Raw genomic sequence first — 25,277 nt, 5'->3', positions numbered from 1 at the left:
GATAGACTACTCTAAAATGTAGTTAGCAATAGCTAACAAAAGAGAGGAGTCTATTTATGAAAAGCAAAGTTATATCAGTAACATGCGCTGCCATTATGGCATTTACACTTATAGGATGCGGAAACCAAACTGAGAGCAATTCTGCAGCCAATAATGCAACAGAGACAGGCGCTGCGGCAACCGAAGAAACACAAGCCGCAGAAGCCACAACCGAAGAGGTAAAGGTCGAAGGAACTTTCGTTAAGATGAACATTCCTTACGGTGACTTTTTTGCAGCCGAGTTTGAAGGCGGAGACGGAGTTGACGCCGTTTCAAGCGCGACGATGAACAAAGCCGCAAACGTGAAGCTCACAGGTGGTACATATCACCTTGAAGACAACAGCAAGATCCTTGGTGTCAGCTTCCCGGTTCTTATCCCCGAAGGAGTTACGCTTGATGAAAGTCTCAAAGTAGCCGATGAAGCAGATCTATATGCTGCTGCAGATTATTCTTATGCCGAGCTTTCCGAAACTCCCGCAAACTACAAGGAAGTTTCTGTAGATGATTCAGGGAAATATTCATTTGGAAAGACACAGGGCGATGCCGAAGATTTCGATTCAAAAGAGGCAAGCATAAATACGGCAACATTCTGGGGCGATTATGAGATCGACCTTGATGAATCTCTTGCCGAGAAGACCGTATTCGCAGCAAGCATTCACACGACTGACGGAAAGACATATGCAATGCGTTCTCTTGAAAACGTATGGAGAGGTTTTGAGATCGCTTTTGCGACAACAGATAAGTACGAAGAGCCTCACGGCAACACCGTTGTATACGAGCCTTACGCAGATCTTCCCGGAAAGACGGTCGATGAGATCATTCTCTACACAACAGAAGGTGTGAAAAAGACAAGCGTAAATCTCTATCTTCCTTTGAAATTCGATAATGAGATCAAGGTAGCCGATGCAACCGTAAAGAGCGGCAAAACAGCTGTTTCGCTCATCGGTTTCCCTGAGGATTACGAGCTTGAATATGCGGTTGAGGGTGACAGCAAGGACATCGTCTGCGATGGAAAAGAGATCACATGGAAAGATGCACTTGCAGGAAAATACACACTCACAGTAAGCGATAAATCAGGAGTTTATGCTCCGTACACAGCAGATTTCGTCCTTTCTACAGATAAGGCGGTTGCCGATGCGTCAGACGACGGAGTTAAAAAAGCCGGTGACGCAACGGATGAAGAGTTTGTGGCATACCTTAAAAACATTGAGAAGTACGAAGTTAACGGAGAAGAAGTTTCCGGCGCAGGTCATCACGGAGCCAAGATCATCAAAGAAGACGGAACCGTTGATAAGACTCTTTCAAAAGTTTTTGATAAAGAAGGAAACTTCAAGGTTGTTGTAAAATCAGCCGGATATCCCGATGTAAAGCTTGATGTGGAGATCACTGAGGTTGCTCCCGCAGAAGAAGAGCACAAATAATCAGATTCATATTAAGATCAAGAAAGGAACAATATTGCCATGGTAATTTTCATATCTTTATTAACGGCTGTATTGTTTGTCCTTTTATTTGAAAAACCGCTTAAAAATAATCCCATACCGTTTTATGTGATCTCGGCGATCCTATCCCTTGCGACAATAATCACCCAGGCGCAGGGGATAGCTCCCGGCGGTTTTGTGGGCGCATGCATATTTCCTATGTTCAGTAAAGCGGGGCTTGGAACATCCTTTTTTGTTTTGGTGATGTACGCATCAACATTCAAGAACGGTTCCGAGCCGATTAAGCTTTTAATGCCCCTAAGAGGACAACTGTCAATAATAGCTTCAATCCTGACTTTGGGACATGTCTTTTCAATCTCGGGAATTTTTTCTCCGGAAAAGACACTGCTATACATCTTGTCAGTCATAATGTTTATCATCATGATCCCGCTTTTCGTTACATCTTTTATTATGATCAGAAAAAAGATGAATCCCAAGGCGTGGAAAAACTTGCAGCGCTTTGCGTATATCTTTTACGTATTCATCTACTGCCACATCTTGCTCCTGTATACAAGAGGCGCGCTCAGAGGCGATGCAAGATCAACACTTAATATCTTCGTGTACTCGATCATATTCCTGTGGTACTTTATCTGCAGACCAATGAAGGCATTCAGCACAAAGCACAAAGATTTTGATCTCGACAGATGCAGATACATCTCGCTCATCGCGGTTGTTTTCATTTCGCTTGGAATCTACGGAGGACTCAAAAGCACCGCGGCTAACGCTTCAAACTTGGCAAAGAATGTGATCGTTGAAAGCGCCGATGAACCTGCGCAAGGCGAAGGTTCCGAAACTTCTGCGGATGAGGATGGGGCAAAAGAGATTTCTCAGGCCGTGACCGATGGAGTATACAGCGCCACATGCTTTGGATACGCCGGCGACATAACCGTCGAGATAAAAGTTGAGAATGGAGAAGTTGTTGATATCACGCTTCCAAGCTATGAAGATGAGGATGATTACAAGCACTTTTCCGAAGACGTGATAGAGAAGCTAAAGCAAGAACCTTTGGGGGATGTAGACACCGTTAGCGGAGCGACTTTTTCTACGCAGGCGGTTATAGATGCGTATAACGAAGCACTTAAGCAAGCAGGAATTAAGTGAGGTATAATTGATATAGGTTTCATAATTCAAAATACGAAAATGACGTAAGTCATGGAGCATCTCGTATATCATATAGGTTTCTAAATAAGGAGGCACATCATGGCAGCTTTAAAAGAAAGAAAAGTAGCGGTAGTAGGTTGTGGATTTGTCGGATCGGCATCAGCATTTGCACTTATGGAAAGCGGCTTGTTTTCTGAAATGGTGCTGATTGATGTGAATAAAGAAAAAGCGGAGGGCGAGGCACTTGATATAAGTCACGGCCTTCCTTTTGCAAAGCCCATGCAGATATATGCTGGTGATTATAAAGATGTCGCCGATGCGGCAGTTATTGTCGTGACTGCGGGCGCAGGTCAGAAGCCGGGCGAGACAAGACTTGATCTTGTAAAAAAGAATATCGGAATTTTCAAATCCATCATTCCCGAAATAGCAAAATATAACACGGAAGGAATCCTTCTTATTGTCGCCAATCCTGTAGACATACTTACATATGCTGCGGCGAAACTCAGCGGATTCCCCGAAAACAGAGTATTCGGTTCAGGTACAGTTCTTGACACCGCGAGACTTAAATATCTTCTCGGACAGCACCTTAGCATCGACAGCAGATCCGTTCATGCCTGCATCATAGGCGAGCACGGAGACAGCGAGATCGCGGCGTGGAGCAGTGCCAACGTATCCGGAATCCCGCTCAATGATTTCTGCGAGATGAGAGGACATTTCGAGCATGAGAAATCAATGAAAGAGATTGCTGAAAACGTCAAGAACAGCGCGTACAAGATTATCGAGAAAAAGGGTGCGACCTATTACGGAATAGCTATGAGCGTAAGGCGTATCTGCGAAGCGATAATAAGAGATGAGAAATCTATACTTCCCGTATCAAGTATTCAGCACGGCGAGTTCGGAATAGAAGACATTGCACTCAGCATGCCCGCGATCGTAGGAAGAAGCGGCGTTGAGGGTGCGGTTCCAATCAGACTGAGCGACGAGGAAAATAAAGCGCTTAAGGCGTCAGCGGATACGCTTAAGGAAGTTCTGAAAGAAGCGTTTTAATCTTTTTGAGAATCTTTTTCATTAAGACACAAAGTGAAGCCTGATTCGTTGACATGAAAAAACGGCTATAATAGAATGATTTAGTTAGCGGAAGCTAACAATTGGCGTTTTTTAGATTGAAAGGAGTAAGCAAATATGGGAAAGCTTGCAATTGAAAAAGTAATAGGAAGAGAAATCCTTGATTCAAGAGGAAATCCTACCGTTGAGGCGGAAGTTATTCTTGCTGACGGAACAGTAGCAACAGGAACAGCTCCCAGCGGAGCATCAACAGGTGAGTTCGAGGCACTTGAGCTTAGAGACGGCGACAAGTCACGCTACCTTGGAAAGGGCGTTACAAAGGCCGTAGACAATATCAACAACGTAATAAACGATGTTATCAAAGGTATCGATGCATCTGATACATATGCAGTAGACGCAGCCATGATCAAGGCTGACGGAACAAAAGATAAGTCTAAGCTCGGCGCAAATGCAATCCTTGCGGTTTCAATTGCAACTGCAAGAGCAGCAGCTAAGTCACTTGGAATCCCGCTTTACAGATTCCTTGGCGGCGTATCCGGAAACAGACTTCCCGTTCCTATGATGAATATTCTCAACGGCGGAGCACACGCTGACAGCGCCGTTGATACACAGGAATTCATGATTATGCCCGTCGGAGCACCTTCATTCAAAGAGGCACTTCGTTGGTGCGCTGAGGTCTTCCACAACCTCAAGAAACTCATCAAAGACATGGGCGACGTAACAGCAGTTGGTGACGAGGGTGGTTTTGCTCCCAACCAGCTTAAGAGCGACGAGGATGCAATCGAGAAGATCCTTGAGGCTATCAAGGCAGCAGGCTTTGAGCCCGGAAAAGATTTCATGATCGCTATGGACGCTGCTTCATCAGAGTGGAAGAGCGAAAAAGGAAAAGGCTTCTACAAGCAGCCCAAGTCAGGAAAAGAGTTCACATCAGATGAGCTTATCGCTCACTGGGAGAGCCTCGTAGATAAGTATCCCATCATCTCTATCGAAGACGGACTTGATGAGGAAGACTGGGAAGGCTGGCAGAAGATGACAGCTAAGATCGGTCACAAGGTTCAGCTTGTAGGTGACGATCTTTTCGTTACAAATACAGAGCGTCTTAGCAAGGGTATTTCTCTCGGAGCAGGTAACTCAATCCTTATCAAGCTCAACCAGATCGGTTCCGTATCAGAGACTCTTGAGGCAATCAAGATGGCTCACAACGCAGGTTACACAGCAATTTCTTCACATCGTTCAGGTGAGACTGCAGATACAACAATTGCAGACCTTGCCGTAGCGCTTAACACATGTCAGATCAAGACAGGTGCACCCAGCCGTTCAGAGCGTGTTGCCAAGTACAACCAGCTCCTTAGAATCGAAGAGCAGCTCGGCGCAAGCGCTGTATATCCTCAGATGGATGCATTCCATGTGAAGAAGTAATTTAACCGGGAAGAGGTTCGGGTTAATAATATAAAAGATATCAAAAAGATCTCATGGTGGCAGATGATTCTTGCTGCCATGAGATTATTTATGTAAAAAGTTTTTTTAAGGAGAAAAGGTATGAAATTAAGAACTAAAGATATGATCTATGCAGGTGCTTTTGCGGCACTTTATGTTGTTGCGGTTTTGATAATAATGATGCTTGTCGGAACAATTCCGATCATCTACATCGCGTGTCCTTTAATACTCGGTATTTTCTGCGGAACCATTTATCTTTTGAGCGTTCTTAAAGTAAGAAAATTCGGAGCGGCACTTTTGATGGCAGTACTTTTTGCTTGCATTGCAACAGGCTTTGACCCTATCGCATTTTCAGTTTGTATTGTAAGCGCGCTGATCGCTGAGCTGTGCATGGCTCTCGGAAAATACAGTTCTAAGAAAATGTATGTGCTCTCATATGTCTTTTTTAATTTTATAACAGCGTCTAACTTCTTCAGAATTCTCATTGCAAAAGACGCATATATAGCAGGTGTTCGCGCAATGGTCGGAGATGACTTTGCGGACGGAATGAGTAAGCTCGTAACACCTTGGTGGGCTTGGATCATGATCATCGGATTTGCGGTTGTCGGAGGAATCCTCGGCGGACTTCTCGGATCAAAAATTGTAAAAAAACATTTTGAAAGAGCAGGAATTGTCTAAGAGGATTACTTATGTTTGCCGGAAACAATAATTCAATAATAAAAGCAGATCCCAGAACAAAACTTTTGATTCTTATTATTTCAATGATCATACCGCTTAAGTGCGTGACGGTCTTTCCGTCGCTCGTTTTTGCGGCGCTTCTTTGCGTGATGTTGTTTTTGGAAGGTGAAAAATATTTATCCGTAATATGCTTTTGCGTATCAATGATAATAATGTGTCTGTACGCGGGCGCGGCAAAAGGCGGTTTTGGTTCGACGCTTAATATGATCTGCATGTCCGTCATGGTACTTATCAGATTCTTTTGCCCGATCACAATGGCACTTTTGCTGTTCACAAAGACGACCGACATGTCGCATCTTATTGCTTCTTTTCAAAAGATGCATCTGCCGATGGTCTTCGTTATTCCTTTCGTGGTCCTGATCAGATTTATCCCGACCATATTTGATGAGTGGGATGGGATCAAAAAAGCCATGCTCTTTAGAGGAATAGAATTTAAGCTAAAAAGCTTTCTTACAAAGCCTGCACAGATAATTGAGTACACCATGGTTCCGCTTCTTTTTTGTTCGGTTGAACTTATGGATGAGCTCGCATCGTCGGCTATGGCGCGAGGACTCGACAGTAACAGAAAAAGAAGCTCATATGTCGAAGCAAGGCTTAGAAATACAGACTATGCGATAATCCTGATATTTGCAGGCTTCTTGGCATATATGTTTTTTATATACTAGCATGAGCAAGAGGTAAAAATGATTAAGATAGAAGACGTTTCATTTAGATACGCCGGCGAAAATAAAGGCGGAAATGGAATCAAAAATATAAATCTCACAATTAAAAAAGGTGAATTCGTAGTTCTTTGCGGCAAGAGCGGATGCGGTAAAACAACACTTACAAGAGTGATAAACGGACTGATACCGCACTTCTATGAGGGCGAGATGGAGGGCTGCGCATATATCGACGGTGCCAATGTCACCGAGCAGCCTCTTTCCGATATCTCTACGCTTGTCGGATCTGTTTTTCAAAATCCGAAGAGCCAGTTCTTTCATGTGGATACAACGGGAGAGCTCTTGTTTGGATGTGAGAATCACAATATGTCAAAAGAGCTGATGGAGGAGCGACTTAATGAGACTGCGGATGTTCTTAAGATAAGACCGCTTCTTAACAGAAATATCTTTGAACTGTCGGGAGGAGAAAAACAGCAGATAGCCTGCGGATCCATATACGCTTCGGACCCCGAGATATTTGTTATGGATGAACCCACATCAAACCTCGACAGAAAAGCGATCAACAGACTTCATCAGATACTTGCAAGACTGAAAGATGAAGGAAAGACAATTGTGGTTTCCGAACATCGTTTGTATTTCTTAATGGATCTTGCGGACAGATTCATCTATATAAACGAGGGAAAAGTAGAAGGTGAATTCACGGCGGATGAATTTAAAAAGCTGCCAAACGAAACGCTTTCCGAAATGGGACTTAGAACAACCGATCTTTCCGGCGTGGCGGGAAAACCCTTGGAGGTTAAGGCTTCAAAGCCTGTGATAACGATAAGCGATCTGTCATGTCAGAGAGATAATTCCAATATCCTCGATGTGGATGATCTTAAGCTTCCTTCGAAAAGTGTCGTGGCTTTCATAGGAGACAACGGAACGGGAAAAAGCACATTGGCTGAGGCTCTCTGCGGAGTTCTCGGCTCGATGGGAACCGTGAGTATAGACGGAAAAGTTCTGGATGACAAGCAAAGAGCAAAGACCTGCTTCATGGTCATGCAGGATGTAAACAGACAGCTCTTTTGCAAATCGGTTATGGAAGAACTTAAGCTCAACAGTGATGTCAGTTACGAGCGCGCGCTTTCCGTTCTTAAAAGACTGGGAATAGACGCACTTAAGGACAGGCATCCTTCTTCTCTTTCCGGAGGACAAAAGCAAAGAGTTGCCATAGCATCCGCGCTTTGTTCCGGCAAGAAGATCATTTTTTATGATGAACCGACAAGCGGTCTTGACTACGAAGGAATGGAGAATTTCTCAAAGCTCGTAAGAGATACGGAGTCCGATGTTGAAGCATCAATAATCATTACTCACGATCTTGAGCTTATATTAAATTGCTGCACTCATGTGGTTCACATGGAGCAGGGAAGACTCGTTTCGGTTTATCCTTTGGACGAAGCAGGTATAAATAAAGTCAGATACTATTTCACGACCGAGAGCGAAGAGGCTCATACAAGCAAAAGAGAATCCGGCTCCGCGATTAGCAGGATCATAAACAGAATGGGCGCATACAAAAAACATTTCTATGCTGCCATAATCTGCATGATACTTGGTGTTGCGGCGGGCATAGTTCCTTATGCAATGCTTTATAAAATAACAGACAGATTTCTTTCAAAAGATATTTTTACTTTTAAGGACGTATTCATTCCTTTGATCGTTATCTTTTTGGGAAATGTTTTAAATATGCTTCTTTATACCAAGGGACTTTCACTGTCTCATATAGCGGCATTTAACACGCTTAAGGCGATAAGGATAAAGCTAAAGAATAAGCTAAACAAGCAGTCCATCGGAACAATAAGACAGATAGGAACAGGCGCTCTTAAAAAAGTATTTACCGATGATATCGAAGAAATAGAAGTAATACTTGCGCATGCGATCCCTGAAGGAATTTCCAATCTTTTGGTGTCGCTCGGAATTATTATTTTTATGTTCAGAATAAATTTCCAGCTTGCGCTTGTGGCATTTATCGTAGTGCCGCTGGGACTTCTTTGCATGAAGCGAATGTATGACGACGGTGTTGAGAGAATGGGTGGTTATTTTGCTGCCGCAAAAAGAATGAATAATTCCATTGTCGAATACATAAACGGAATGGAAGTCATCAAGGTATTTAATTACCAGAGTGAGTCTTACAAGAGCTATGAAGCAAGTGTACTTAATTATCGAAACTTAAGTCTTACCTGGTACAAGGTATGCTGGCCCTGGATAGCGCTCTACATGAGCCTTCTTCCCAATATGCTTTTGTTCGCACTTCCCGCGGGAACGTTCATGGTAATGTCAGGCGGCGCGACACTTAATGATTTTATTCTTATCATTTGTCTGTCGCTTGCGATAGGACCTAATCTTTTAAGAGCTCTTTCTTTTGCATCTTATGTGACTCAGATCAATTACAAGATCCAAGCTCTGGAAAGGGTTCTGGACAGAACGGAATTGCGCGAAGGAAATGAGAGCTTTTCGGGAGATGAAAAGCTTGATATTGAACTTAAGAATGTTCATTTTTCATACAAAGACAACGAGGTTCTTAAGGATATAAGTTTTGTTGCAAATGCGGGAGAAATGACTGCGGTTGTCGGAGAGTCCGGAAGTGGAAAGTCGACCATAGCAAAGCTCCTTGCACATCAGTACGATACCGACGGCGGAAGCATAACCTTCGGCGGGAAAAAGATTACCGATCTAAGCTTATCGGAACTGAATTCCAAGATCTCGTTCGTATCGCAGGATGTATTTCTTTTTAACAGAAGTATTATGGAAAACATAAGGATCGGAAATCCCGACGCTACGGATGAGATGGTCTTTGAAGCAGCGAAAAAAGCGGCGTGTGATGAGTTCATAAAAAAGCTTCCCGAAGGATATCGTTCCAAGGCGGGTGATGCCGGAAAGAGATTATCGGGCGGTGAGAGGCAGAGAATAGCGCTCGCCAGAGCAATCCTTAAAGATGCTCCCATCGTAATCCTGGACGAAGCAACATCATCCGTTGATATCGAAAACGAGGACAAGATCAACAAGGCGATAGATGAGATTATAAAAGGAAAAACAGTCATCGTCATCGCGCATAAATTAAGTGCGATGAGAAATGTCGATAAATTCGTGCTCATCAGAAACGGAAAGGTTGTAGGCGAGGGTGATAAATCCGAGATCATGAAGAACGAGTACTTCAAACAGCTCTACAAGCTTTCCAAAGACGCGGAAGATTGGATGGTCAATAACTCCGGAGATATTAAGGAGGAAAAAGCAATATGATAAAGCAGATAAGAAGGATCATAAAACTTGCGGGAAAGTATAAGACAAGGATAAGGCTTGCATATCTTTTTTCCTTACTTCGTGCGTTATGTTCATACGGCCCATACACACTTGCCGTATACATCATCAAGCTTTTGTATGAAAACAAGATGACCATGGAAAAACTCGGAACGATGATCGCGATCATTGCTGCGATGTTTGTCGGGCAGGTGCTCTTTTCGTATATGTCGGACAGACTCCAGTCTACGGCCGGATATCTGCTCTTTTCCGACCTTAGGATAAAACTTGGAGAAAAACTCAGGCACATGCCGATGGGATTTTTTACCGACGGAAATATCGGAAAGATCAGCACCGTGCTTGCGGTGGACATGGGATTTATCGAGACGAATTGCATGAACACGATATCCTCTTTTGTAGGTGATATCTGCTCGGAAATCTTGATCATATCGTTTATGACATTTCTTCATCCTTTGCTCGGAGCGCTTACTCTTTTTATGAGCCTTGTGATCGTGCTCATAGGAAATATTTCCATGAGGCATGAGCAGGCGGAAGCGGACGGAAAACAGGCGCTTAACGAGGAGCTTTCAAGCCACGTTCTTGAATACATAGAAGGAATGGGCGTTATAAAGTCCTACAACATGGTCGATAGCGAGTCGACCGATATCGAGAATGCATTTGAAAAGATGAAGGATGAATGCATTGCATTTGAAAAAAAGGTAACTCCGAGCCTTAGGATCATGGAGTTTGCAAACGCTGTCGGAATCCTTTTGCTCATTTCTTTGTGCATAAGACTGTTTAGTGTCGGCGAGATAGAAAGATTCAGAGCACTTGCCGTATGCATTTTTTCTTTCGGCGTTTTCAGACCGATCAAGGAAGTATATCTTCAGGTCACGAGGTTTGCCGTTATGAACAGCAGCCTTAATCGCATGGAAGAAATATTCGACCTTGATGTTTTGGATGAAAAAGACATTGCGACAATCCCTGAGAGAGCTCCTGTCGGGGTTCCGGAGATTGAATTTAAAGATGTTTCTTTTGCCTATGAAAAAGAGAGCGTGCTGAAAAACGTATCCTTCAAGGTTGAAAAGAATACAATGGCTGCGCTTGTCGGTCCTTCGGGCGGCGGAAAGAGTACCGTCGCGAGTCTCCTTACAAGATTTTGGGATGTAAACAGCGGAAAAGTTATGATACGAGGCGTTGATATAAAAGACGTGCCGATGGAGAACCTTATGGACAACATAAGCGTGGTGTTCCAGAAGGTGTATCTTTTCAAGGATTCTATCTATAACAATATAAGAATGGGAAGACCGGATGCTACACGCGAGGAGATCCTTGAGTGTGCAAGGAAAGCAAGGTGCATGGATTTCATAGATAAGCTTCCGTACGGGATCGATACGGTCATCGGCGAAGGAGGAGCATCGCTTTCCGGAGGCGAGGCGCAGAGAATTTCAATTGCGAGATGTATCTTAAAGGATTCGCCAATTGTAATCTTGGATGAGGCAACAGCCAGCGTTGATGCTGATAACGAAGCGTATATTCAGGAGGCAATCGATGAGCTGTGCAGCGGAAAGACGCTTCTTGTCATTGCGCATAGGCTGAACACGATAGAAAACGCCGACGTAGTGTACAAGGTGGAGAACAAAACGGTGGCATGAAGAGACGAAAACGGACCGCAAAACACGTATCCTTGGTTCACCGCCTCCACACCCACGCAAAAACACCGCCACTTGGGAAGAGTGGCGGCGTTTTTTGAATGTATTATTTCCGAATACGGAGGAAGTTGTAGTGTATGTCGTGTTAATATGTGGGCGTCATTAATAAATCCAGGCACCCGTGTTAAGTTACTTTATGCCTGTGCGAGCTGTCTTCCGAGATCTTCACACTTAGATATTCCGTCTTCGTCGGGAGCGCTGTTTACGATAAGGCCCTCACCGCCGATTATTGTAGCGCCTGCAGCTGTAAGTCTGTCCTGCCAATCGCGCATCCACTGACCGTCGCCCCAGCCGTATGAACCAAAGAGAGCGATCTTCTTGCCGCTTGCGAAACCTTCGTACTCAGCCATGAAAGGCTCAACTGTTCCTTCCTCAAGAACTTCAGCGCCCATAGCGGGGCATCCGAATGCGATAACAGACTCCTTTGCTGCGTCTGCTACGCTGATAGCGTCAAATGTAAGAACCTCAGCCTCACCGCCTGCAGCATTGATTCCGTTTGCTACAGCATCAGCCATTGCCTGAGTATTTCCGCTTCCTGTCCAAAAGATTACTTTTACTTTACTCATCTTATTATGTCCTTTCTTAGAAATTAAGTAAAAAATAGAGGTTATCCCCTTGAAAAATAAGTTAGCAAATGCTAACATAATAATCAATACAGATAGCTGATAATTATTATCATAAAAGATTATCAGAGTGATCATGGCCCGATGTAAAGCGGGTTATATTTTTGGATGCCGGTTAGCGTATGCTAACGCTGCCGCATTCATTAAAACGGGAGGAATTGCAGTGGGAGACCAAGTGCTTATAAAGTTATGCTCTCCGACTTTGGCAGGAATCAAGACAGGCAATCTTTTTACTGTTGATTGTGACGACATAGAATTATTCAATCATGAAGTCAGAGGATTTAATATTAGGCTCGCAGACAAGGGCCTTCGCATGATCCCGATCAAGTACTGGAACGGACATGTACTTATATATCTTTACAGACCATCTTTTTTAAAAAGAGATTTTTCCGACAAAGAGGTCTGCAAAGTCCTGAAAGAAAAAGGATATTCATATAACAATTCGGATCTTTGCGTGGCGGAGCTTTCCAAGCATCTTAGGAAAGATTCGAAATTCCCTCATGAGATAGGTCTTTTCCTTGGATATCCCGTAAAAGACGTTGTGGGATTCATGAACGATTCCAGAAAAGGCGTGCAGTACACAGGCTTTTGGAAGGTCTACGCTGATAAGGATTCGGCGCTTGCAACGTTTGACAGGTACAAAAGGGTAACGGAGATTTACAGCATGGCACACGAAAACGGCGCTTCATTGGAGCAACTTACTGTTGCGGGTTGAAAGGGGACATATGAGTAAAAAGCAGATAATTGGCGTTCTGAGAGAACGAGGATTCAGAGTTACCAAACAAAGAGAGATTATGGCAGATGTAATTGCGGAAAATGACGGAGCATCCTGCAAGGACATATGCTGCATCGTTAAGTCCAAAGACAGATCGATCGGAACGGCTACGGTCTATCGCATGATCAAGACTTTGGAGGATCTGGGGATCATCGAAAGGATCGATATGATCAAGCTGCACTGAGCAGCGGTATTCATTTAGAGTGAGGAAGTTATGAAAAAATGAAAGCAATAAATATTAATCCCATTGTTCTTATATTAGTCAATATCATCGCACCGACCATGTATATGTTTATCAGCGGAAGATACCTTCAATTGTTTTTGCTGATATTTGCATCCGTACTTATGGTCATGATGGGAAGATATAAGAGATTATTAGGATTTTGGCTTGTATACGCCCTTATGATGGGGACCTATACACTGACCATGCATATGGGCGACTTTCAATACATCGGATTATTTATCATAGTGGTCGTTCAGTGCATTCCGTGTATCGCACTTGCATCAATCCTGGTGAGCAAATACAATTCCGCGCAGCTTCTTTCTGCGCTTGAGACCATGCATGTTCCAAGAGTTCTGGTGGTGGCGGTGACTATTACCATCAAGTATATTCCCACATTTAAAAGAGAATTCTCATACATCACGGAATCGATGAGACTTAGAGGAATCGGATTTACCTGGAAAAAACCTGTTAAAAGCTTCCAGTATTTTATCGTTCCGCAACTCTTTAGATGCGCAGCATTGGCGGAAGAAGTAACGGCCGCGGGTCTTGTAAAAGGAATAGATGCGCCTTTGAGAAGATCGTCTTACTTTGAAGAAAAATTCACCTTTGCGGATGCGACGGTTCTTGTTGTATTTGTTGTGGGACTTGTCGGAGGCTTTGTATGGAAACAAATGTAAAAAAAGAAAATGTGATAAAAGCTGATAATTTATGCTTTAGCTACGAGGAATCAAGCGAAGGCATAAGCGATGTTAATTTTGAGATAGACGAAGGAGAGATAGTTCTTTTAACCGGAAACAGCGGAAGCGGAAAATCAACGCTTCTTAAGTGCCTAAACGGCCTTATTCCGGCGGTTACCGAAGGCGAGCTGAAAGGTCTTTTGTCAATTGAAGGAGAGAAGTATTCGGATCTTAAGATGTATCGCCTCAACCAGATGATAGGTTCGGTATTCCAGAATCCGCGCTCTCAGTTTTTTACCGATAACACGACGGCCGAGCTTGTTTTCCCGATGGAGAACTACGGCTTTACCAAAGAGGAAATGCAGGAGAGACTTGAGAGTCTGAAAAAGACATTCGGGCTCGATGAGTTAATGGACAGAAATATCTTTTCTCTTTCAAGCGGAGAGCGTCAGCTCATTGCGCTGGCATCCGCGGTCACGATGAAGCAAAAGGTTCTTTTGTTTGATGAACCGAGTGCGAACCTTGATTACGGCAACGCCATGAAGCTCGGACGCATATTAAAAAGACTTCGCGATAAAGGCTATACGATAATTGTCGCCGATCACAGATTCTACTATCTGGGCGGAATGATCGACAAAGTTCTTTTCATGGACGAAGGAAAGCTACATCTTTGCAACAGCGAAGATGAATTCAAAAACGGCGATTACAACACTCGCAGCTTTGATCTTTTCTCTATTGATATTCCTTTTAGAGAAAAAGAAAATGCGGGGGAAGTGGTCGCAAGTCTCGAAAACGTGAAGTACAAAGATATTTTGAATGACGTCAATCTTAAGCTCAATAAGGGCGAGATAACCGTTATTGTCGGAGACAACGGCGCGGGAAAGACCACTATTGCAAAGGCGCTCTGCGGAAGCATCAAACCCGACAGCGGAAAAGTCGACACGAAGGGGCTTCCTTTTTTTATCATGCAGGATCCCGATTATCAGCTGTTTGGAACGTCTGTAAAAAACGAGCTTGAGCTTGTTAAAAATGATTCCGCGGCGATAGATCATTGTCTTGAGTATCTTGGTTTATCCAAGTATAAGTACAAGCATCCGTTTGACTTAAGCGGCGGACAGAAGCAGAGACTTCAGATTGGAATGGCGATGCTCTGCGACAGAGACCTGATCATCTTTGATGAGCCTACGAGCGGACTTGATGTTTACTCGATGCTAAATGTCTCAAAGGAGATAAACAGGCTGCGTGACAAAGCGGGGGTTCTTGTGATATCGCACGACTACGAATTCATCAGGCATATAGCGAACAGGATTGTATATCTCAAGGACGGAGTGATTGAAAAAGATTTTATTTTGGATGAGCACGGCTTATCTGATTTAAATAACATTTTTAAAGAAATGCAGGAGGATAAAAACGTATGAAAATGTTGAAAATTAAGGATGTGGTAATGGTGGCGCTTTTGACGGCGATCTACTTTGTTGCCTACATGGTGGGAAGCAGCGTGAGCATGGTCTTCGGACCTTTCGGTCATGCTATCAGTCCCGGATTATGCGGGTTCTTTACGGGGGTTGTTTTTTATTTTATCAGTCGTAAGATCGGTAAATTTTTCCAGTATACTCTTATGCAGGCAATCGTAATGATTCTCTTTAGCATTATGGGCGCAGGCTATATTCCTTGGATCATCACTTCAATAATTGGTGCGCTTATAGCTGACTGGATCGCTTCAAGAGAAAGCAAACCGGCCGTTTGGAAGGTTGCAATTGCATCCGGAATCTTCCATATCGGACAGGCTTTGGGAGCAATCATTCCTTCAATCTTCTTTATGGAGAGCTACAAGGCTGATTGGATCGCAAGAGGTCAGACACCCGAGCGTATGGACGAGATGATCGCTGCAACAACGGGAGTGATGGGAATCTTAGCAACAATTCTCGTATTTGCTCTTTCTTTTGCAGGAATCTATTTGGGACACCTTATTCTCAGAAAGCACTTTGAGAAGAAGGAAGCTCAGGCAGCGTGATAGGCACGGAACGGTCCCACTTGATGGGAGTTAACGGTCCATTTTAGATATGATAAAATATGGTGGGAGGCGAAAGCTTTCCACCATTTTTTTGTGAGGTGAAAAATATATGTGGCAGATTATTTTGATTCCTTTTTTGGGAACTGCGCTCGGAGCGGCGACGGTATTTCTTTTTAAAAAAGCTATCGGGGAAAAGATGCAGCGAGCACTTACGGGATTTGCATCGGGGGTGATGGTTGCGGCTTCTTTTTTCAGCCTTATTCTTCCTGCGCTCGATCAGACTGCGGACATGGGAAGGCTTGGTTTCATACCGGTCTGTATAGGCTTTGGCGTGGGCATGCTGTTTCTTTTGGTGCTTGATATAGTTATTCCGCATATGCATCTGGATAAATTGGAGGAAGGCCCAAAGAGCGGACTTAAGAGAACAACCAAGCTCGTGCTTGCCGTTACACTTCATAATATTCCCGAAGGAATGGCGGTTGGTATTGTATGCGCCGGATGGATGAGCGGAAATAGCGCGATAACTTTTACAGGGGCGCTGGCGCTTGCACTCGGTATAGCCATCCAGAACTTTCCTGAGGGAGCGATTGTATCAATGCCGCTTTTGGGAGAGGGAGTTCCGAAGGGAAGAACCTTTTTGTACGGCGTACTTTCCGGAATTGTTGAACCGATCGGAGCGCTTCTTATCATCGCAGCTTCGTCATTACTTATCCCGACGATGCCGTATCTTTTGAGCTTTGCGGCAGGCGCGATGATCTATGTCGTAGTCGAGGAGCTTATTCCCGAGATGTCGGAAGGCGAACACTCCAACATCGGAACGGTGTGTTTTGCGATAGGATTTATAGTGATGATGGCGCTCGATGTTGGACTTGGATAAAGGAGATATTATGAATTACAAGACTATTGATATGACAAAATATGCAAGAAAAGAGCATTTTGACCACTTTAGGAGCATGGTCTATCCGTTCGTTACAATGACGGTGCAGGTAGATATATCCGATTGGATCGTAAGACTTAAAAAGGCTAAGTATCCTCTTTTTCTTTGCTTTCAATATGCGGTAAGCAGGGCTGCCAATGCAGTTCCTGAGTTTCGCCAGAGAATAAAGGGCGACGGCATAATCGAATATGATTATTGCAACCCGTCATATACGGTTGCGCTTCCCGATGAAACCTACAGGTATTGTCTTGTTAATACGGATCAGCCGCTTGAGGATTATCTTGCGGAAGCCAAGGTTAAACAGGAAAAAGCTCTTAGCGACGAGCATCTTGAAGAAGAGGGCGAGTCTGAGAGTCATCTTTATACTTCAGTTGTTCCGTGGCAGGATTTCACAGGCGGAACCATGCCTTATCCCAGCTCTGATTTCTCGGTTCCCAACGTTGTCTGGGGCAAATATAAATCCGAGAAGTATCTTGCGATGGAAGGCGGCAACATTGTAGAAAAAACAAAGACAACGATCCCTGTCGTTGTCTTTGTAAACCATGCCCTTATAGACGGGCTTCATATATCCAAGTTCTATTCCAATCTTGATGAGGAACTGGCTAAGATGCAGTTCCCTGTTATGATTTAAAGAATTTCATTTCTTCATTGAGCTGTATAGCGATATCTTTCAGGCCGTCGGCTGAGGTTGCAAGAGTTGTGACCGTAGCCGAGAGCTCCTGCATGGAAGCGCCGGTTTCTTCCGAAGAAGCGGCATTTTCTTCGGATATCGCCGAAAGAGCGCTCATTGTATCAACAACGGCATTCTTGGATGTGGCGCATGTGTCAGCGCCCTCTGATATAAGCTGAACACCGCCTACGGTGCTTCCTATATCATCAAGCATTCCGTTTACGGCTTCGAGAGTCTCGCCGATAGCTATCTGCTGCTCATTATTGCCGTTTTTAACGTCTTCGGCTGCTGCAACAGCGGCTTTACTCTGTTCGAGAAGCGTACTCATCTCTTTCATGATATCATCAGCCATAGCCTTGGAATCGTCGGCAAGTTTACCAATCTCTTCAGCAACAACCGCAAATCCTTTTCCTGCTTCACCGGCTCTCGCTGCCTCGATGGAAGCGTTAAGAGAAAGGAGGTTGGTCTGAGTTGCAATGGAAGTGATTCCTTCAACTTTTTCACTGATATTGTCAACAGCTTCCTGAGTAGCCTGAATTGTATTGGCAATGTCGTCGATCTTGGCAGTCATCTCAACGGAAGAATCTTTGAGGAGTGTAAGCGATTTACTTGAAACCTCAGAAGCTTCTTTCATCTTGCCGGCAAGTCCCGACAGATCGTCCGTAGATGTCTGAACGTTTCCGACAGCGTCGCCGATCTTACTTACGTTTTCTGTTGCGCTCTGGATCTCGTCAGCCTGCTGTGTGGCACCGGATGCGATCTCCTGAACTGCGTTCGATACGTCTTCCGCGGTCTGTGCGATCTGGTTGGCCATATCGGAAAGCTCATCGGATGACTTTCCTACGCCGATAGCGGATTCTTTTATATGGCTTACAATATCACTCAGAGTTCCTATAACAGAATTGGTCGCCTTGGAAATGGCACCGAATTCGTCTTTTCTTTTATCAAATTTATCAACCTTAACAAATCTTCCGTCGGCAAGTGCGCCGAGGGATTCGTTTACGGCTGCGATGGGCTCTGTAAAGCTCTTAGCTATGAAGAATGAGATCACTACAGCGATGGCAAGCAGGATGAGTCCAAGAATAACAACAGTGAGTGCGGAACGTGTTGCCGAAGACATGATCTCGTAATTGGTTTCGGAAACAGCTACAACGAAGCCTGTAACAGGCTCTTTTACCCATGCCGTGTAGGTGAGCTTTCCGTCTATCATGCTCTCGAACATGCCGTTCATAGCGGTCGAAGTCATGTATTCTTCTTCAGAGTGAACGATAGGCTCATCCTCGGGAGTAATCTCGAACTGAGAGTGAGCTGCGACTGTACCTGCTTTGTCGGTGATGTATCCGTTTTTAACGTTATCTGCAAGGAAGCCGTGAAGGACGCTAAGGTCAAAGCTTCGCTGCAAGGTTCCGATCATCTCGCCGTTTGAGGAGTCGAAGACGGGAACGATGATAATGGCGATTCTGTTTCCCGCAGCTTTACTTATAACGATCTCGGAAACCGCAACGCTCTTGGTTGCCCAGCATTCCTGGAAATAAGCTCTGTCCGAGATATTTGTCGAATCCTTGCGGTCGGTTCTTATAAGCTGATCGCCGCTGGGGATCGAAAGAATCGCATTCTTGTTTCCGTCATTGATGTTGGAATTGATCTCATCCATCTGACGAAGGATAATCTCCCTCTTTTCCTCGGCACCTTCCTGATCCCATGTCTTAACATAGTCGATCGTGCTCTGCGCCGACGCGCACGTCTGGAGCGCAACGAGGTTCTGATGTATGAGTGTTTCAAATTTACTTTCAACAAGTTTGGAATCTGAATTGAGAAGATCCAAAGCATCTGTCTTTGCTTTGCCTGTCGCGGTCTTATAGCTTACAAGCACCGCAAGTGCAAGAGGAACGATAACTACAATGAGCATTATCGCTACAAGTCTGGTCTTTATGCTGTCTTTAAAACTAATATCACTGCGCTTTTTTTGCTTACCAACATTAGATTTCGCCGCCATAAACACCTCCGTGAAGAACTGGATAGAAAAATGGACTGAATTGCTTTTATGAAATTGGAAGAACTGTTATCGTGTCTCTTTTTCTCGGGAAAAAGAGCTTGCCCCTGCGAGAGGGCTCATATTAAATTTTACACCGAAAGCAAACTAAATAGCGTGTGTTTATGAACTTTTAATCAATATTTAATAGGAAATATATGAGCGGGGGAGGCGGGCGAACACGCGGATTGAGATTGTGTGGATTTATGCGTGTAGGGGAATCCGGCGGCGTGCACGCGAATCGATGTCGAGCGTTCATTTGCGTGCCGGACGATTCGGAAGCGTACACGCAAAATGGCCCAGAAGCCGCCACCGCGTGTCCAACGCATCGGAAAACGGTGTAAATCAGCCACATTGCCCTTTGCGCCTGCAGGGGAAGAGGTTATAATAGAACAAACGCTTAAGGAGAGCCTACAGCATGATCATAAAAAATGAGATACCGATACTTGAATATGACGACCACTCCAAGGAAGTGATCACACCAAATCACGGAAGCGAAGAACTGAAGCTTCCGGAGAAGTGTCTTTTTGCGTTCCTCGGAGAGGTGGTTGATAAATACGCCAAGGAGCATGGTGCGGAGATCGCTGAAGAATACATCACGGTTTCGCACAACGTGAATGTTTATATTTTGCATGAAAAAGGTGAGGACATATGCCTGGTTCAGCCGACGATAGGCGCGCCGGCGGCGACTTCGCTGCTTGATTTTCTGGTGACGTGTGGATGCAAGAAAGTGATAGCAGTCGGCTCGTGCGGAGTGCTTGCGGACATTCCCGAGAACGCTTTTCTCGTTCCGACAAAAGCGCTAAGAGCAGAAGGCACGTCTTATCAGTACTTGCCGGCTTCAAGGTACATCGAGCTCGATGAAGAGCCGGTGGCCGTGATCGAGAACTGCTTCAAAGAACACAAGCTTCCTTTCGTGACATGCACGACTTGGACAACCGATGGATTTTTCAGAGAGACAAAAGATATGGTGAAATACCGTTTGGAAGAAGGCTGCTCCGTGGTTGAGATGGAGTGCTCAGCACTCGCTGCCTGCTGCAGGAAAAGAGGCGCCAAGTTCGGACAATTTCTTTTTACCGCGGATTCACTTGCGAATGTGCATGAGTACGACTCCAGAGATTTCGGATTCGATTCGCATGAGAAAGCTCTTTTACTGGGGCTGGACGTTCTAAGAAGTTACAAGTAATCGCGACTACAGAATAATAAGAATTGAGGAAAAGAGTATGAACATACAAATATTCGGAACGAAAAAATGCAACGACACCAAGAAAGCCGAGCGATTCTTTAAGGAGCGCGGCATCAAATTTCAATTTATAGACATGAAAGAAAAAGGAATGAGCAAGGGTGAACTCACTTCAGTCGCAAGTGCAAACGGTGGCATCATGAATATGATAAATCCCGACGCAAAAGACAAAGATACCGTCGCGCTCATGCAGTATATTGCCGACGAGGACAAGCTTGAGAAGCTCCTTGAAAATCAGCAGATAATCAAGACACCCGTTGTCCGTAACGGCAAGCAGGCGACACTCGGCTATCAGCCCGATGTTTGGAAGAAGTGGGAGTAAAAATAGTAACTAAGGAGAACCGCAATGCGACCGACACGAACGGAAAAAGAAAATGCGATGAGGGAGAAGATAATCCCTGAATTATACGCTAATGAATACAACAAATTTATAGGCTTTGAGGTGCTGGAGCTCAGCGCGACGTACAGCAAGGCGAGGATCAAGGCTGACACGAGGCTTCACAACACGTACGGAAGTATCCACGGCGGAGCGCTGCTGTCATTTGTTGATGCGATGGCGGGTGCGACCGGAAGTATGAGCGGATACTATGTAACGACGGTTTCCGCGAACCTGAATTTCTTGCTCCCCGCGGTAAACACGGAGTACATTTACTGCGAGTGCATGAAACTCAAGACAGGTAAGCACATCCTGGTATTTGATATAAGAGTTACCGACGATAACGGAAATCTCCTGGACAGCGGAGAGTTCTCGTTCTTTGCGAGCAAAGTTCCGGTGCTGGGAGATAATCTGAAATTCTAGGTGGCGAGCGAAGCTGCCTAAAGCGCGTCGGGGCGTGATAGCCGCGCGACCGGTATACAACACGAGGACACACATACCATGGAAATGATCATCAAGCATTTTTCCGAGCTCACCACCACCGAGCTCTACGAGATATTAAAAACCAGATTCGAGATCTTCGTAACCGAGCAGGAGTGCCTGTATCAAGATCTTGACGATAAAGATCAAGACGCAATCCATGTCTTTTGCCTGAATGAAAAAGGACGTGTGGCAGGGTGCCTCAGAGTCTTTTGGAATGACGAGGCAGCAGGCGTAGCGCAGATCGGAAGAGTGGCGACGCTTGAGCACGGCAAGGGAATCGGAGGAGAGATCCTGCATGCAGGTGTGGAAGTTGCAAGAGACAGGCTCGATGCGAAAAAGATAACTCTTCATGCGCAGGAGTACGCCATCGGCTACTACGCAAAAGAGGGCTTCGAAGTCGTGTCCGACATCTTCATGGAAGACGGAATCCCGCACGTGACGATGGAACTTGAATTTACATGACGATAAATCCGCCCATATCGGCAAAATAAAAAATTCCGATATGGGTAAAATTTTTGCTTGACTACGACGTAACGTAATAGTTTACGCTTTAATTACACGTGAAGGAGGTACGGCGATGAAAACAGTAAATGAGGTGAGTAAACTGGCGGGTGTGAGTATACGCACACTGCAGTATTACGACAAGATCGGGCTTCTTAGGCCAACAGAGTATACGGAAGCCGGCTACAGGCTGTATGACGATACGGCGCTGGAGAGATTGCACCAGATCTTGCTGTTTCGTGAGCTGGAATTTCCGCTAAAAGATATAAAGGAAATAGTAAGCAGATCTGATTTTGACAAGAAAAAGGCACTGGATCAGCAGATTAAGCTCTTGGAACTTAAGAAAGAGCACATCGATAATCTGCTCAACATGTGCCGCGACCTAAAAAAGAGAGGAGTGAAGAAATTGAGTTTTACAGCATTTGATTCGAGCAAGATCGAAGAATATTCAAGAATGGCGAAAGAGCAGTGGGGCAAGACTCCCGCATATAAAGAGTTTGAGGAAAAGAGCAAGAATCGCACCAAGGAAGATGAGAAAAACCTCATGGGCGAGCTGATGAAGATCTTTGAGGAGTTCGGTTCCATCAAGGAAAAAGAGCCTTCGTCAAAAGAAGCGCAGGCTTTGGCCAAGAAGCTACAGGACTTCATCACTGAGAACATGTACACTTGCACAAAAGAGATCCTGTCCGGCCTTGGCAAGTGGTACGTATCAGGCGGCGAAGTAACCGACAACATCGAGAATGCAGGCGGCGCCGGAACCGCAGAGTTTGCTTCCAAAGCAATACAGATATACTGCGGCAACTAAATGAGAATAGCCCTACGGCAACTTTGGTAAAAGAAAAACCGGGAGAGGATAGCAAATGCTATCCCTCCCGATTTTCAGTCTAAGCGTTAATTTATCAGTTATTCCCGGTTTATTTTCCCAGCTGAGCCATGATCGTATCATAATCTTTGTCTCCGGCGATATCTTCAAACTTTAAGGAATCGTCTTTGGCGATTGCCTTTTTGATCTCAGCTTCGGACATGTTTGCGTCAATCTCACTGTGGTACTCGGTTTTGGTTTCATAATCGTCTGATGAAGCAAGCTCTTCTTCCGAAGGTACGCCGTTACCGTCGATATCATTAAAGTTATAGTCCAGTGTCCAATAGTCTGTGGCAAGTTTGCCGTCATCGTGTATGGACATGTAGGTGTTGTAATAGAGCGCGCCGGCGTAATCGGCGTTCCCGTTATAGATAACATTGCCCTTTTTTGCATAGAGGTAACCGGCATTGCCCATCGCACCGTAGCCCCACTGATTCATGAGACAAGAGGTGTGACCGTCCTTGAAGGTATAAAGAGAAACCCAGTAACCGGGGAGGCCGACAACCAACTCGGGAATATCATCACCGTCAACATATATAAGGTCAAAAGCTACACGTGAAAGGTCAAAAGATGGATTATCGTAAGCACATTTGTATATCTTTGCAACCTGAGCGTAGGCTTCCTTGTAGCTTTCGTATTTATCGTTCTTGTCATTATTAAGAAGTGCCTTCTTTGCTCCGCTGATAGTCAGATCTCCGCCCATTTCTTTGATCTCTCTTTCTCCGAAATCGGCAAAATAAGTAAAGGCTTCGTCTTCATCCGGTGTGGCAAGCTCTATGAAGAGTCTTTTACCATGATCAGAGTCTCCGATAATTGCTATGTCATTATTTCCGTCTGCATCAATATCAAAGAAACCGACAGCATCTATGGTTTTTGTTTTAACTACACTGTTGTTTTCGGCTGTAAAAATCGGTACAAATCTGCTGATATACTTTCCGTCTTTTACCATGACCATTTCTGCCTGTTCCTTGTCCTCGTAATAGGTTACAAAGTGAACGGGAGAATCATATTGCGGAAGCTCCACATCAAAGGTCTGCTCCGGAACACAGTAATCGTCCCACTGAATCTCGTTGGACTCAAAGACAAGGTCATCGCCCGATTTGGTGAATTTCACAATTCTGTCGGCGTCGCTTCCGTAATATGAAGTGGTTTCAATATTCACACTTTTTTCCTGACTTACCTTAAGACGAAGAGTGTACTTATCACCGGCTTTTTCACCCGATATGCACTCATAACCGTTATGGCGAACATCGCTGTCCCAAATTGCTCTGTAAAAAGAGTCGTTCTTTTCGATATACTCCCAATCGATATCATCATTACCCGGCATCAGATCCTTGCCGGTATGCCTTTTGATAAAATCTGCAAGATCTGATTTCTTTATAACACGGAGCTTCTCGTATTCAGTGAGCGAACTGCGATCAGTGGCCTTCAAATAGTCATTTATTTCTTCTTCGCTGCAATCCTCGGAACTTATTCCGGCACCGAGTTTAATAACCTTCTCCCAATCTATCTCTTCGGGAGAATTAAAACCATCTTCCAAGAAGGCGTTATATTCACTTGTGTTAAAAAGATCCGTGAATTTGGAAAGCTCATCGTCTGAAAGCGCTTCACCGGGCTCGCTGCTTTCGGCCTCTTTTTTGTCCGAGTCGCCATCGGAAGCCTCGCCCTGCGCGTTTTCTTTTGTCTGAGCATCACTGCTATCGTTATTTGATTCAATATTAGAATTGGAACTGCTGTCGGATAACTCAACCGAACTACAGCCTGACATAATAAGCGTTGCCGCTATAATTGGTAAAAGAAATTTTGTTTTCATAATAGCCCCTCCTGTAAGCGTTAACAACATAATAACATATAAGAGTGAAAATTCAATGGAAAATATGCGGTTTTAGATTGAAACACATTCGGAGAAATGTTAAAATTATTACTACATTGTTACATGCACACAAAAGGAAAGAGTAGAGAAAAATGTCAGAGAACGAATTACATATCGATACCTTCAGATACACAGGGATCGTTAATGAGATAAAGAATACTGCGGCTTCCTGCAATTTATCGGCAAAGCCGCTTGAAAGCGTAAAAGCTTGGAATAACACGGACGTCGGCAAGAAGATGAAGCCAATACTTGAGAGTGTTTATGCGACCGAAGAGCTTTACAAGAAGCAGACTACGGAAGCACTCCTGGCGGCGCTTTTTGAGCTAAGGGACAGTATATTGGCGACAGATAAGGCAGTAGCCGACAGTGTAAAAGTTGATAATGAAAAAAATGGGGAATAAAAAAAGAGCAGTATAGGAGAGATGGAGCGAGAGATACATGAGCTCGAGGAAAAGATAGAGAAATACAATGATATCATCAAGA

Annotated in this window: 24 protein-coding genes; 21 read left to right on the top strand and 3 right to left on the bottom strand. The window is 44.5% G+C overall.

Features of this window, described 5'->3' with window-relative positions:
* Positions 1–56: 56 nt before the first annotated feature.
* The 8 genes from D6856_RS13375 to D6856_RS13340 all read left to right on the top strand — a co-directional run bounded on the left by D6856_RS13375 (position 57) and on the right by D6856_RS13340 (position 11,448).
* Positions 57–1,460, top strand: a complete 1,404-nt coding sequence (locus D6856_RS13375; protein ID WP_120687314.1) for a hemoblobin-interacting domain-containing protein — start codon at positions 57–59, stop codon at positions 1,458–1,460.
* Positions 1,461–1,499: 39 nt separating this feature from the next.
* Complete coding sequence (locus D6856_RS13370) at positions 1,500–2,618, top strand: FMN-binding protein (protein WP_120687313.1); 1,119 nt, start codon at positions 1,500–1,502, stop codon at positions 2,616–2,618.
* 99 nt (positions 2,619–2,717) lie between these two features.
* Positions 2,718–3,665: an L-lactate dehydrogenase gene (locus D6856_RS13365; RefSeq protein ID WP_120687312.1), complete on the top strand. Its 948-nt coding sequence runs from the start codon at positions 2,718–2,720 to the stop codon at positions 3,663–3,665.
* A gap of 135 nt (positions 3,666–3,800) precedes the next feature.
* A complete protein-coding gene (eno, locus tag D6856_RS13360; protein ID WP_120658055.1) occupies positions 3,801–5,102 on the top strand; it encodes a phosphopyruvate hydratase in 1,302 nt (433 codons plus the stop codon).
* Positions 5,103–5,222: 120 nt separating this feature from the next.
* Positions 5,223–5,798, top strand: a complete 576-nt coding sequence (locus D6856_RS13355; RefSeq protein ID WP_120687311.1) for an MptD family putative ECF transporter S component — start codon at positions 5,223–5,225, stop codon at positions 5,796–5,798.
* Positions 5,799–5,809: 11 nt separating this feature from the next.
* A complete protein-coding gene (locus tag D6856_RS13350) occupies positions 5,810–6,523 on the top strand; it encodes an energy-coupling factor transporter transmembrane component T (protein ID WP_120687310.1) in 714 nt (237 codons plus the stop codon).
* An 18-nt stretch (positions 6,524–6,541) separates the two neighbouring features.
* On the top strand, positions 6,542–9,796 hold the full coding sequence (locus D6856_RS13345; protein ID WP_120687309.1) for an energy-coupling factor transporter ATPase: 3,255 nt from the start codon (positions 6,542–6,544) through the stop codon (positions 9,794–9,796).
* Positions 9,793–11,448: an ABC transporter ATP-binding protein gene (locus D6856_RS13340; RefSeq protein WP_120687308.1), complete on the top strand. Its 1,656-nt coding sequence runs from the start codon at positions 9,793–9,795 to the stop codon at positions 11,446–11,448. The genes D6856_RS13345 and D6856_RS13340 overlap by 4 nt, the downstream gene beginning before the upstream one ends.
* 191 nt (positions 11,449–11,639) lie before the next feature.
* On the opposite strand, the gene D6856_RS13335 is transcribed toward D6856_RS13340, so the two are convergent.
* Positions 11,640–12,071: a flavodoxin gene (locus D6856_RS13335; RefSeq protein WP_092248084.1), complete on the bottom strand. Its 432-nt coding sequence runs from the start codon at positions 12,069–12,071 to the stop codon at positions 11,640–11,642.
* Between the two features lie 220 nt (positions 12,072–12,291).
* On the opposite strand from D6856_RS13335, the gene D6856_RS13330 reads away from it, so the two are divergent.
* From D6856_RS13330 to D6856_RS13300, 7 genes are all read left to right on the top strand, one after another.
* Positions 12,292–12,843 (top strand): DUF3793 family protein, encoded by a 552-nt coding sequence (locus tag D6856_RS13330; protein WP_158588952.1) that lies wholly within the window; start codon positions 12,292–12,294, stop codon positions 12,841–12,843.
* Positions 12,844–12,853: 10 nt separating this feature from the next.
* Positions 12,854–13,087, top strand: a complete 234-nt coding sequence (locus tag D6856_RS13325) for a Fur family transcriptional regulator (RefSeq protein ID WP_092248090.1) — start codon at positions 12,854–12,856, stop codon at positions 13,085–13,087.
* Between the two features lie 38 nt (positions 13,088–13,125).
* Complete coding sequence (locus D6856_RS13320) at positions 13,126–13,803, top strand: energy-coupling factor transporter transmembrane component T (RefSeq protein ID WP_120687306.1); 678 nt, start codon at positions 13,126–13,128, stop codon at positions 13,801–13,803.
* The gene (locus D6856_RS13315) at positions 13,788–15,221 is read left to right on the top strand and encodes an ABC transporter ATP-binding protein (protein WP_120687305.1); all 1,434 of its coding nucleotides are present in this window, start codon (positions 13,788–13,790) and stop codon (positions 15,219–15,221) included. Before D6856_RS13320 ends, D6856_RS13315 begins: the two co-directional genes overlap by 16 nt.
* Positions 15,218–15,817, top strand: a complete 600-nt coding sequence (locus D6856_RS13310) for an MptD family putative ECF transporter S component (RefSeq protein WP_120687304.1) — start codon at positions 15,218–15,220, stop codon at positions 15,815–15,817. The genes D6856_RS13315 and D6856_RS13310 overlap by 4 nt, the downstream gene beginning before the upstream one ends.
* Before the next feature lie 109 nt (positions 15,818–15,926).
* Positions 15,927–16,694, top strand: a complete 768-nt coding sequence (locus tag D6856_RS13305; RefSeq protein WP_120658060.1) for a ZIP family metal transporter — start codon at positions 15,927–15,929, stop codon at positions 16,692–16,694.
* Between the two features lie 10 nt (positions 16,695–16,704).
* Positions 16,705–17,385 carry a CatA-like O-acetyltransferase gene (locus D6856_RS13300; RefSeq protein WP_158588951.1) on the top strand — a complete coding sequence of 227 codons (681 nt, stop codon included), beginning with the start codon at positions 16,705–16,707 and terminating at the stop codon, positions 17,383–17,385.
* Here D6856_RS13300 and D6856_RS13295 read toward each other — a convergent pair.
* Positions 17,375–19,420: a methyl-accepting chemotaxis protein gene (locus D6856_RS13295; protein WP_120687302.1), complete on the bottom strand. Its 2,046-nt coding sequence runs from the start codon at positions 19,418–19,420 to the stop codon at positions 17,375–17,377. The two genes, D6856_RS13300 and D6856_RS13295, sit on opposite strands and share 11 nt — an antisense overlap.
* Before the next feature lie 454 nt (positions 19,421–19,874).
* Between D6856_RS13295 and D6856_RS13290 the strand changes: the two genes are divergently transcribed.
* From D6856_RS13290 to D6856_RS13270, 5 genes are all read left to right on the top strand, one after another.
* Positions 19,875–20,642: a nucleoside phosphorylase gene (locus D6856_RS13290; RefSeq protein WP_120687301.1), complete on the top strand. Its 768-nt coding sequence runs from the start codon at positions 19,875–19,877 to the stop codon at positions 20,640–20,642.
* A gap of 37 nt (positions 20,643–20,679) precedes the next feature.
* Positions 20,680–21,021: an arsenate reductase family protein gene (locus tag D6856_RS13285; protein ID WP_120687300.1), complete on the top strand. Its 342-nt coding sequence runs from the start codon at positions 20,680–20,682 to the stop codon at positions 21,019–21,021.
* A 24-nt stretch (positions 21,022–21,045) separates the two neighbouring features.
* The gene (locus D6856_RS13280; protein WP_120658074.1) at positions 21,046–21,498 is read left to right on the top strand and encodes a PaaI family thioesterase; all 453 of its coding nucleotides are present in this window, start codon (positions 21,046–21,048) and stop codon (positions 21,496–21,498) included.
* Positions 21,499–21,576: 78 nt separating this feature from the next.
* Positions 21,577–22,020: a GNAT family N-acetyltransferase gene (locus tag D6856_RS13275; RefSeq protein WP_120687299.1), complete on the top strand. Its 444-nt coding sequence runs from the start codon at positions 21,577–21,579 to the stop codon at positions 22,018–22,020.
* 115 nt (positions 22,021–22,135) lie between these two features.
* The gene (locus tag D6856_RS13270) at positions 22,136–22,864 is read left to right on the top strand and encodes a MerR family transcriptional regulator (protein WP_120687298.1); all 729 of its coding nucleotides are present in this window, start codon (positions 22,136–22,138) and stop codon (positions 22,862–22,864) included.
* A gap of 109 nt (positions 22,865–22,973) precedes the next feature.
* Here the strand turns inward: D6856_RS13270 and D6856_RS13265 are convergent, their stop codons facing one another.
* Positions 22,974–24,734: a hypothetical protein gene (locus D6856_RS13265; protein ID WP_120687297.1), complete on the bottom strand. Its 1,761-nt coding sequence runs from the start codon at positions 24,732–24,734 to the stop codon at positions 22,974–22,976.
* Between the two features lie 152 nt (positions 24,735–24,886).
* On the opposite strand from D6856_RS13265, the gene D6856_RS13260 reads away from it, so the two are divergent.
* Positions 24,887–25,195, top strand: a complete 309-nt coding sequence (locus D6856_RS13260) for a hypothetical protein (protein ID WP_120687296.1) — start codon at positions 24,887–24,889, stop codon at positions 25,193–25,195.
* Positions 25,196–25,277 lie beyond the last annotated feature (82 nt).

Source organism: Butyrivibrio sp. XB500-5 (genome assembly GCF_003625505.1).
In the GTDB taxonomy this organism is placed as follows: domain Bacteria; phylum Bacillota; class Clostridia; order Lachnospirales; family Lachnospiraceae; genus Butyrivibrio.
The sequence above is the reverse complement of the archived record's forward strand: the minus strand, read 5'-3'. Positions and strand labels throughout refer to the sequence as shown.

Excerpts from the sequence above, each read along its gene's own strand:
- D6856_RS13320 (WP_120687306.1), top strand. The coding sequence starts at position 13,126 with ATGAAAGCAATAAATATTAATCCCATTGTTCTTATATTAGTCAATATC.
- D6856_RS13305 (WP_120658060.1), top strand. The coding sequence starts at position 15,927 with ATGTGGCAGATTATTTTGATTCCTTTTTTGGGAACTGCGCTCGGAGCG.
- D6856_RS13265 (WP_120687297.1), bottom strand. The coding sequence starts at position 24,734 with ATGAAAACAAAATTTCTTTTACCAATTATAGCGGCAACGCTTATTATG.
- D6856_RS13275 (WP_120687299.1), top strand. The coding sequence starts at position 21,577 with ATGGAAATGATCATCAAGCATTTTTCCGAGCTCACCACCACCGAGCTC.
- eno (WP_120658055.1), top strand. The coding sequence starts at position 3,801 with ATGGGAAAGCTTGCAATTGAAAAAGTAATAGGAAGAGAAATCCTTGAT.
- D6856_RS13260 (WP_120687296.1), top strand. The coding sequence starts at position 24,887 with ATGTCAGAGAACGAATTACATATCGATACCTTCAGATACACAGGGATC.
- D6856_RS13365 (WP_120687312.1), top strand. The coding sequence starts at position 2,718 with ATGGCAGCTTTAAAAGAAAGAAAAGTAGCGGTAGTAGGTTGTGGATTT.
- D6856_RS13355 (WP_120687311.1), top strand. The coding sequence starts at position 5,223 with ATGAAATTAAGAACTAAAGATATGATCTATGCAGGTGCTTTTGCGGCA.
- D6856_RS13300 (WP_158588951.1), top strand. The coding sequence starts at position 16,705 with ATGAATTACAAGACTATTGATATGACAAAATATGCAAGAAAAGAGCAT.
- D6856_RS13295 (WP_120687302.1), bottom strand. The coding sequence starts at position 19,420 with ATGGCGGCGAAATCTAATGTTGGTAAGCAAAAAAAGCGCAGTGATATT.
- D6856_RS13375 (WP_120687314.1), top strand. The coding sequence starts at position 57 with ATGAAAAGCAAAGTTATATCAGTAACATGCGCTGCCATTATGGCATTT.
- D6856_RS13310 (WP_120687304.1), top strand. The coding sequence starts at position 15,218 with ATGAAAATGTTGAAAATTAAGGATGTGGTAATGGTGGCGCTTTTGACG.
- D6856_RS13315 (WP_120687305.1), top strand. The coding sequence starts at position 13,788 with ATGGAAACAAATGTAAAAAAAGAAAATGTGATAAAAGCTGATAATTTA.
- D6856_RS13270 (WP_120687298.1), top strand. The coding sequence starts at position 22,136 with ATGAAAACAGTAAATGAGGTGAGTAAACTGGCGGGTGTGAGTATACGC.
- D6856_RS13285 (WP_120687300.1), top strand. The coding sequence starts at position 20,680 with ATGAACATACAAATATTCGGAACGAAAAAATGCAACGACACCAAGAAA.
- D6856_RS13335 (WP_092248084.1), bottom strand. The coding sequence starts at position 12,071 with ATGAGTAAAGTAAAAGTAATCTTTTGGACAGGAAGCGGAAATACTCAG.
- D6856_RS13350 (WP_120687310.1), top strand. The coding sequence starts at position 5,810 with ATGTTTGCCGGAAACAATAATTCAATAATAAAAGCAGATCCCAGAACA.
- D6856_RS13345 (WP_120687309.1), top strand. The coding sequence starts at position 6,542 with ATGATTAAGATAGAAGACGTTTCATTTAGATACGCCGGCGAAAATAAA.
- D6856_RS13325 (WP_092248090.1), top strand. The coding sequence starts at position 12,854 with ATGAGTAAAAAGCAGATAATTGGCGTTCTGAGAGAACGAGGATTCAGA.
- D6856_RS13370 (WP_120687313.1), top strand. The coding sequence starts at position 1,500 with ATGGTAATTTTCATATCTTTATTAACGGCTGTATTGTTTGTCCTTTTA.
- D6856_RS13290 (WP_120687301.1), top strand. The coding sequence starts at position 19,875 with ATGATCATAAAAAATGAGATACCGATACTTGAATATGACGACCACTCC.
- D6856_RS13280 (WP_120658074.1), top strand. The coding sequence starts at position 21,046 with ATGCGACCGACACGAACGGAAAAAGAAAATGCGATGAGGGAGAAGATA.
- D6856_RS13340 (WP_120687308.1), top strand. The coding sequence starts at position 9,793 with ATGATAAAGCAGATAAGAAGGATCATAAAACTTGCGGGAAAGTATAAG.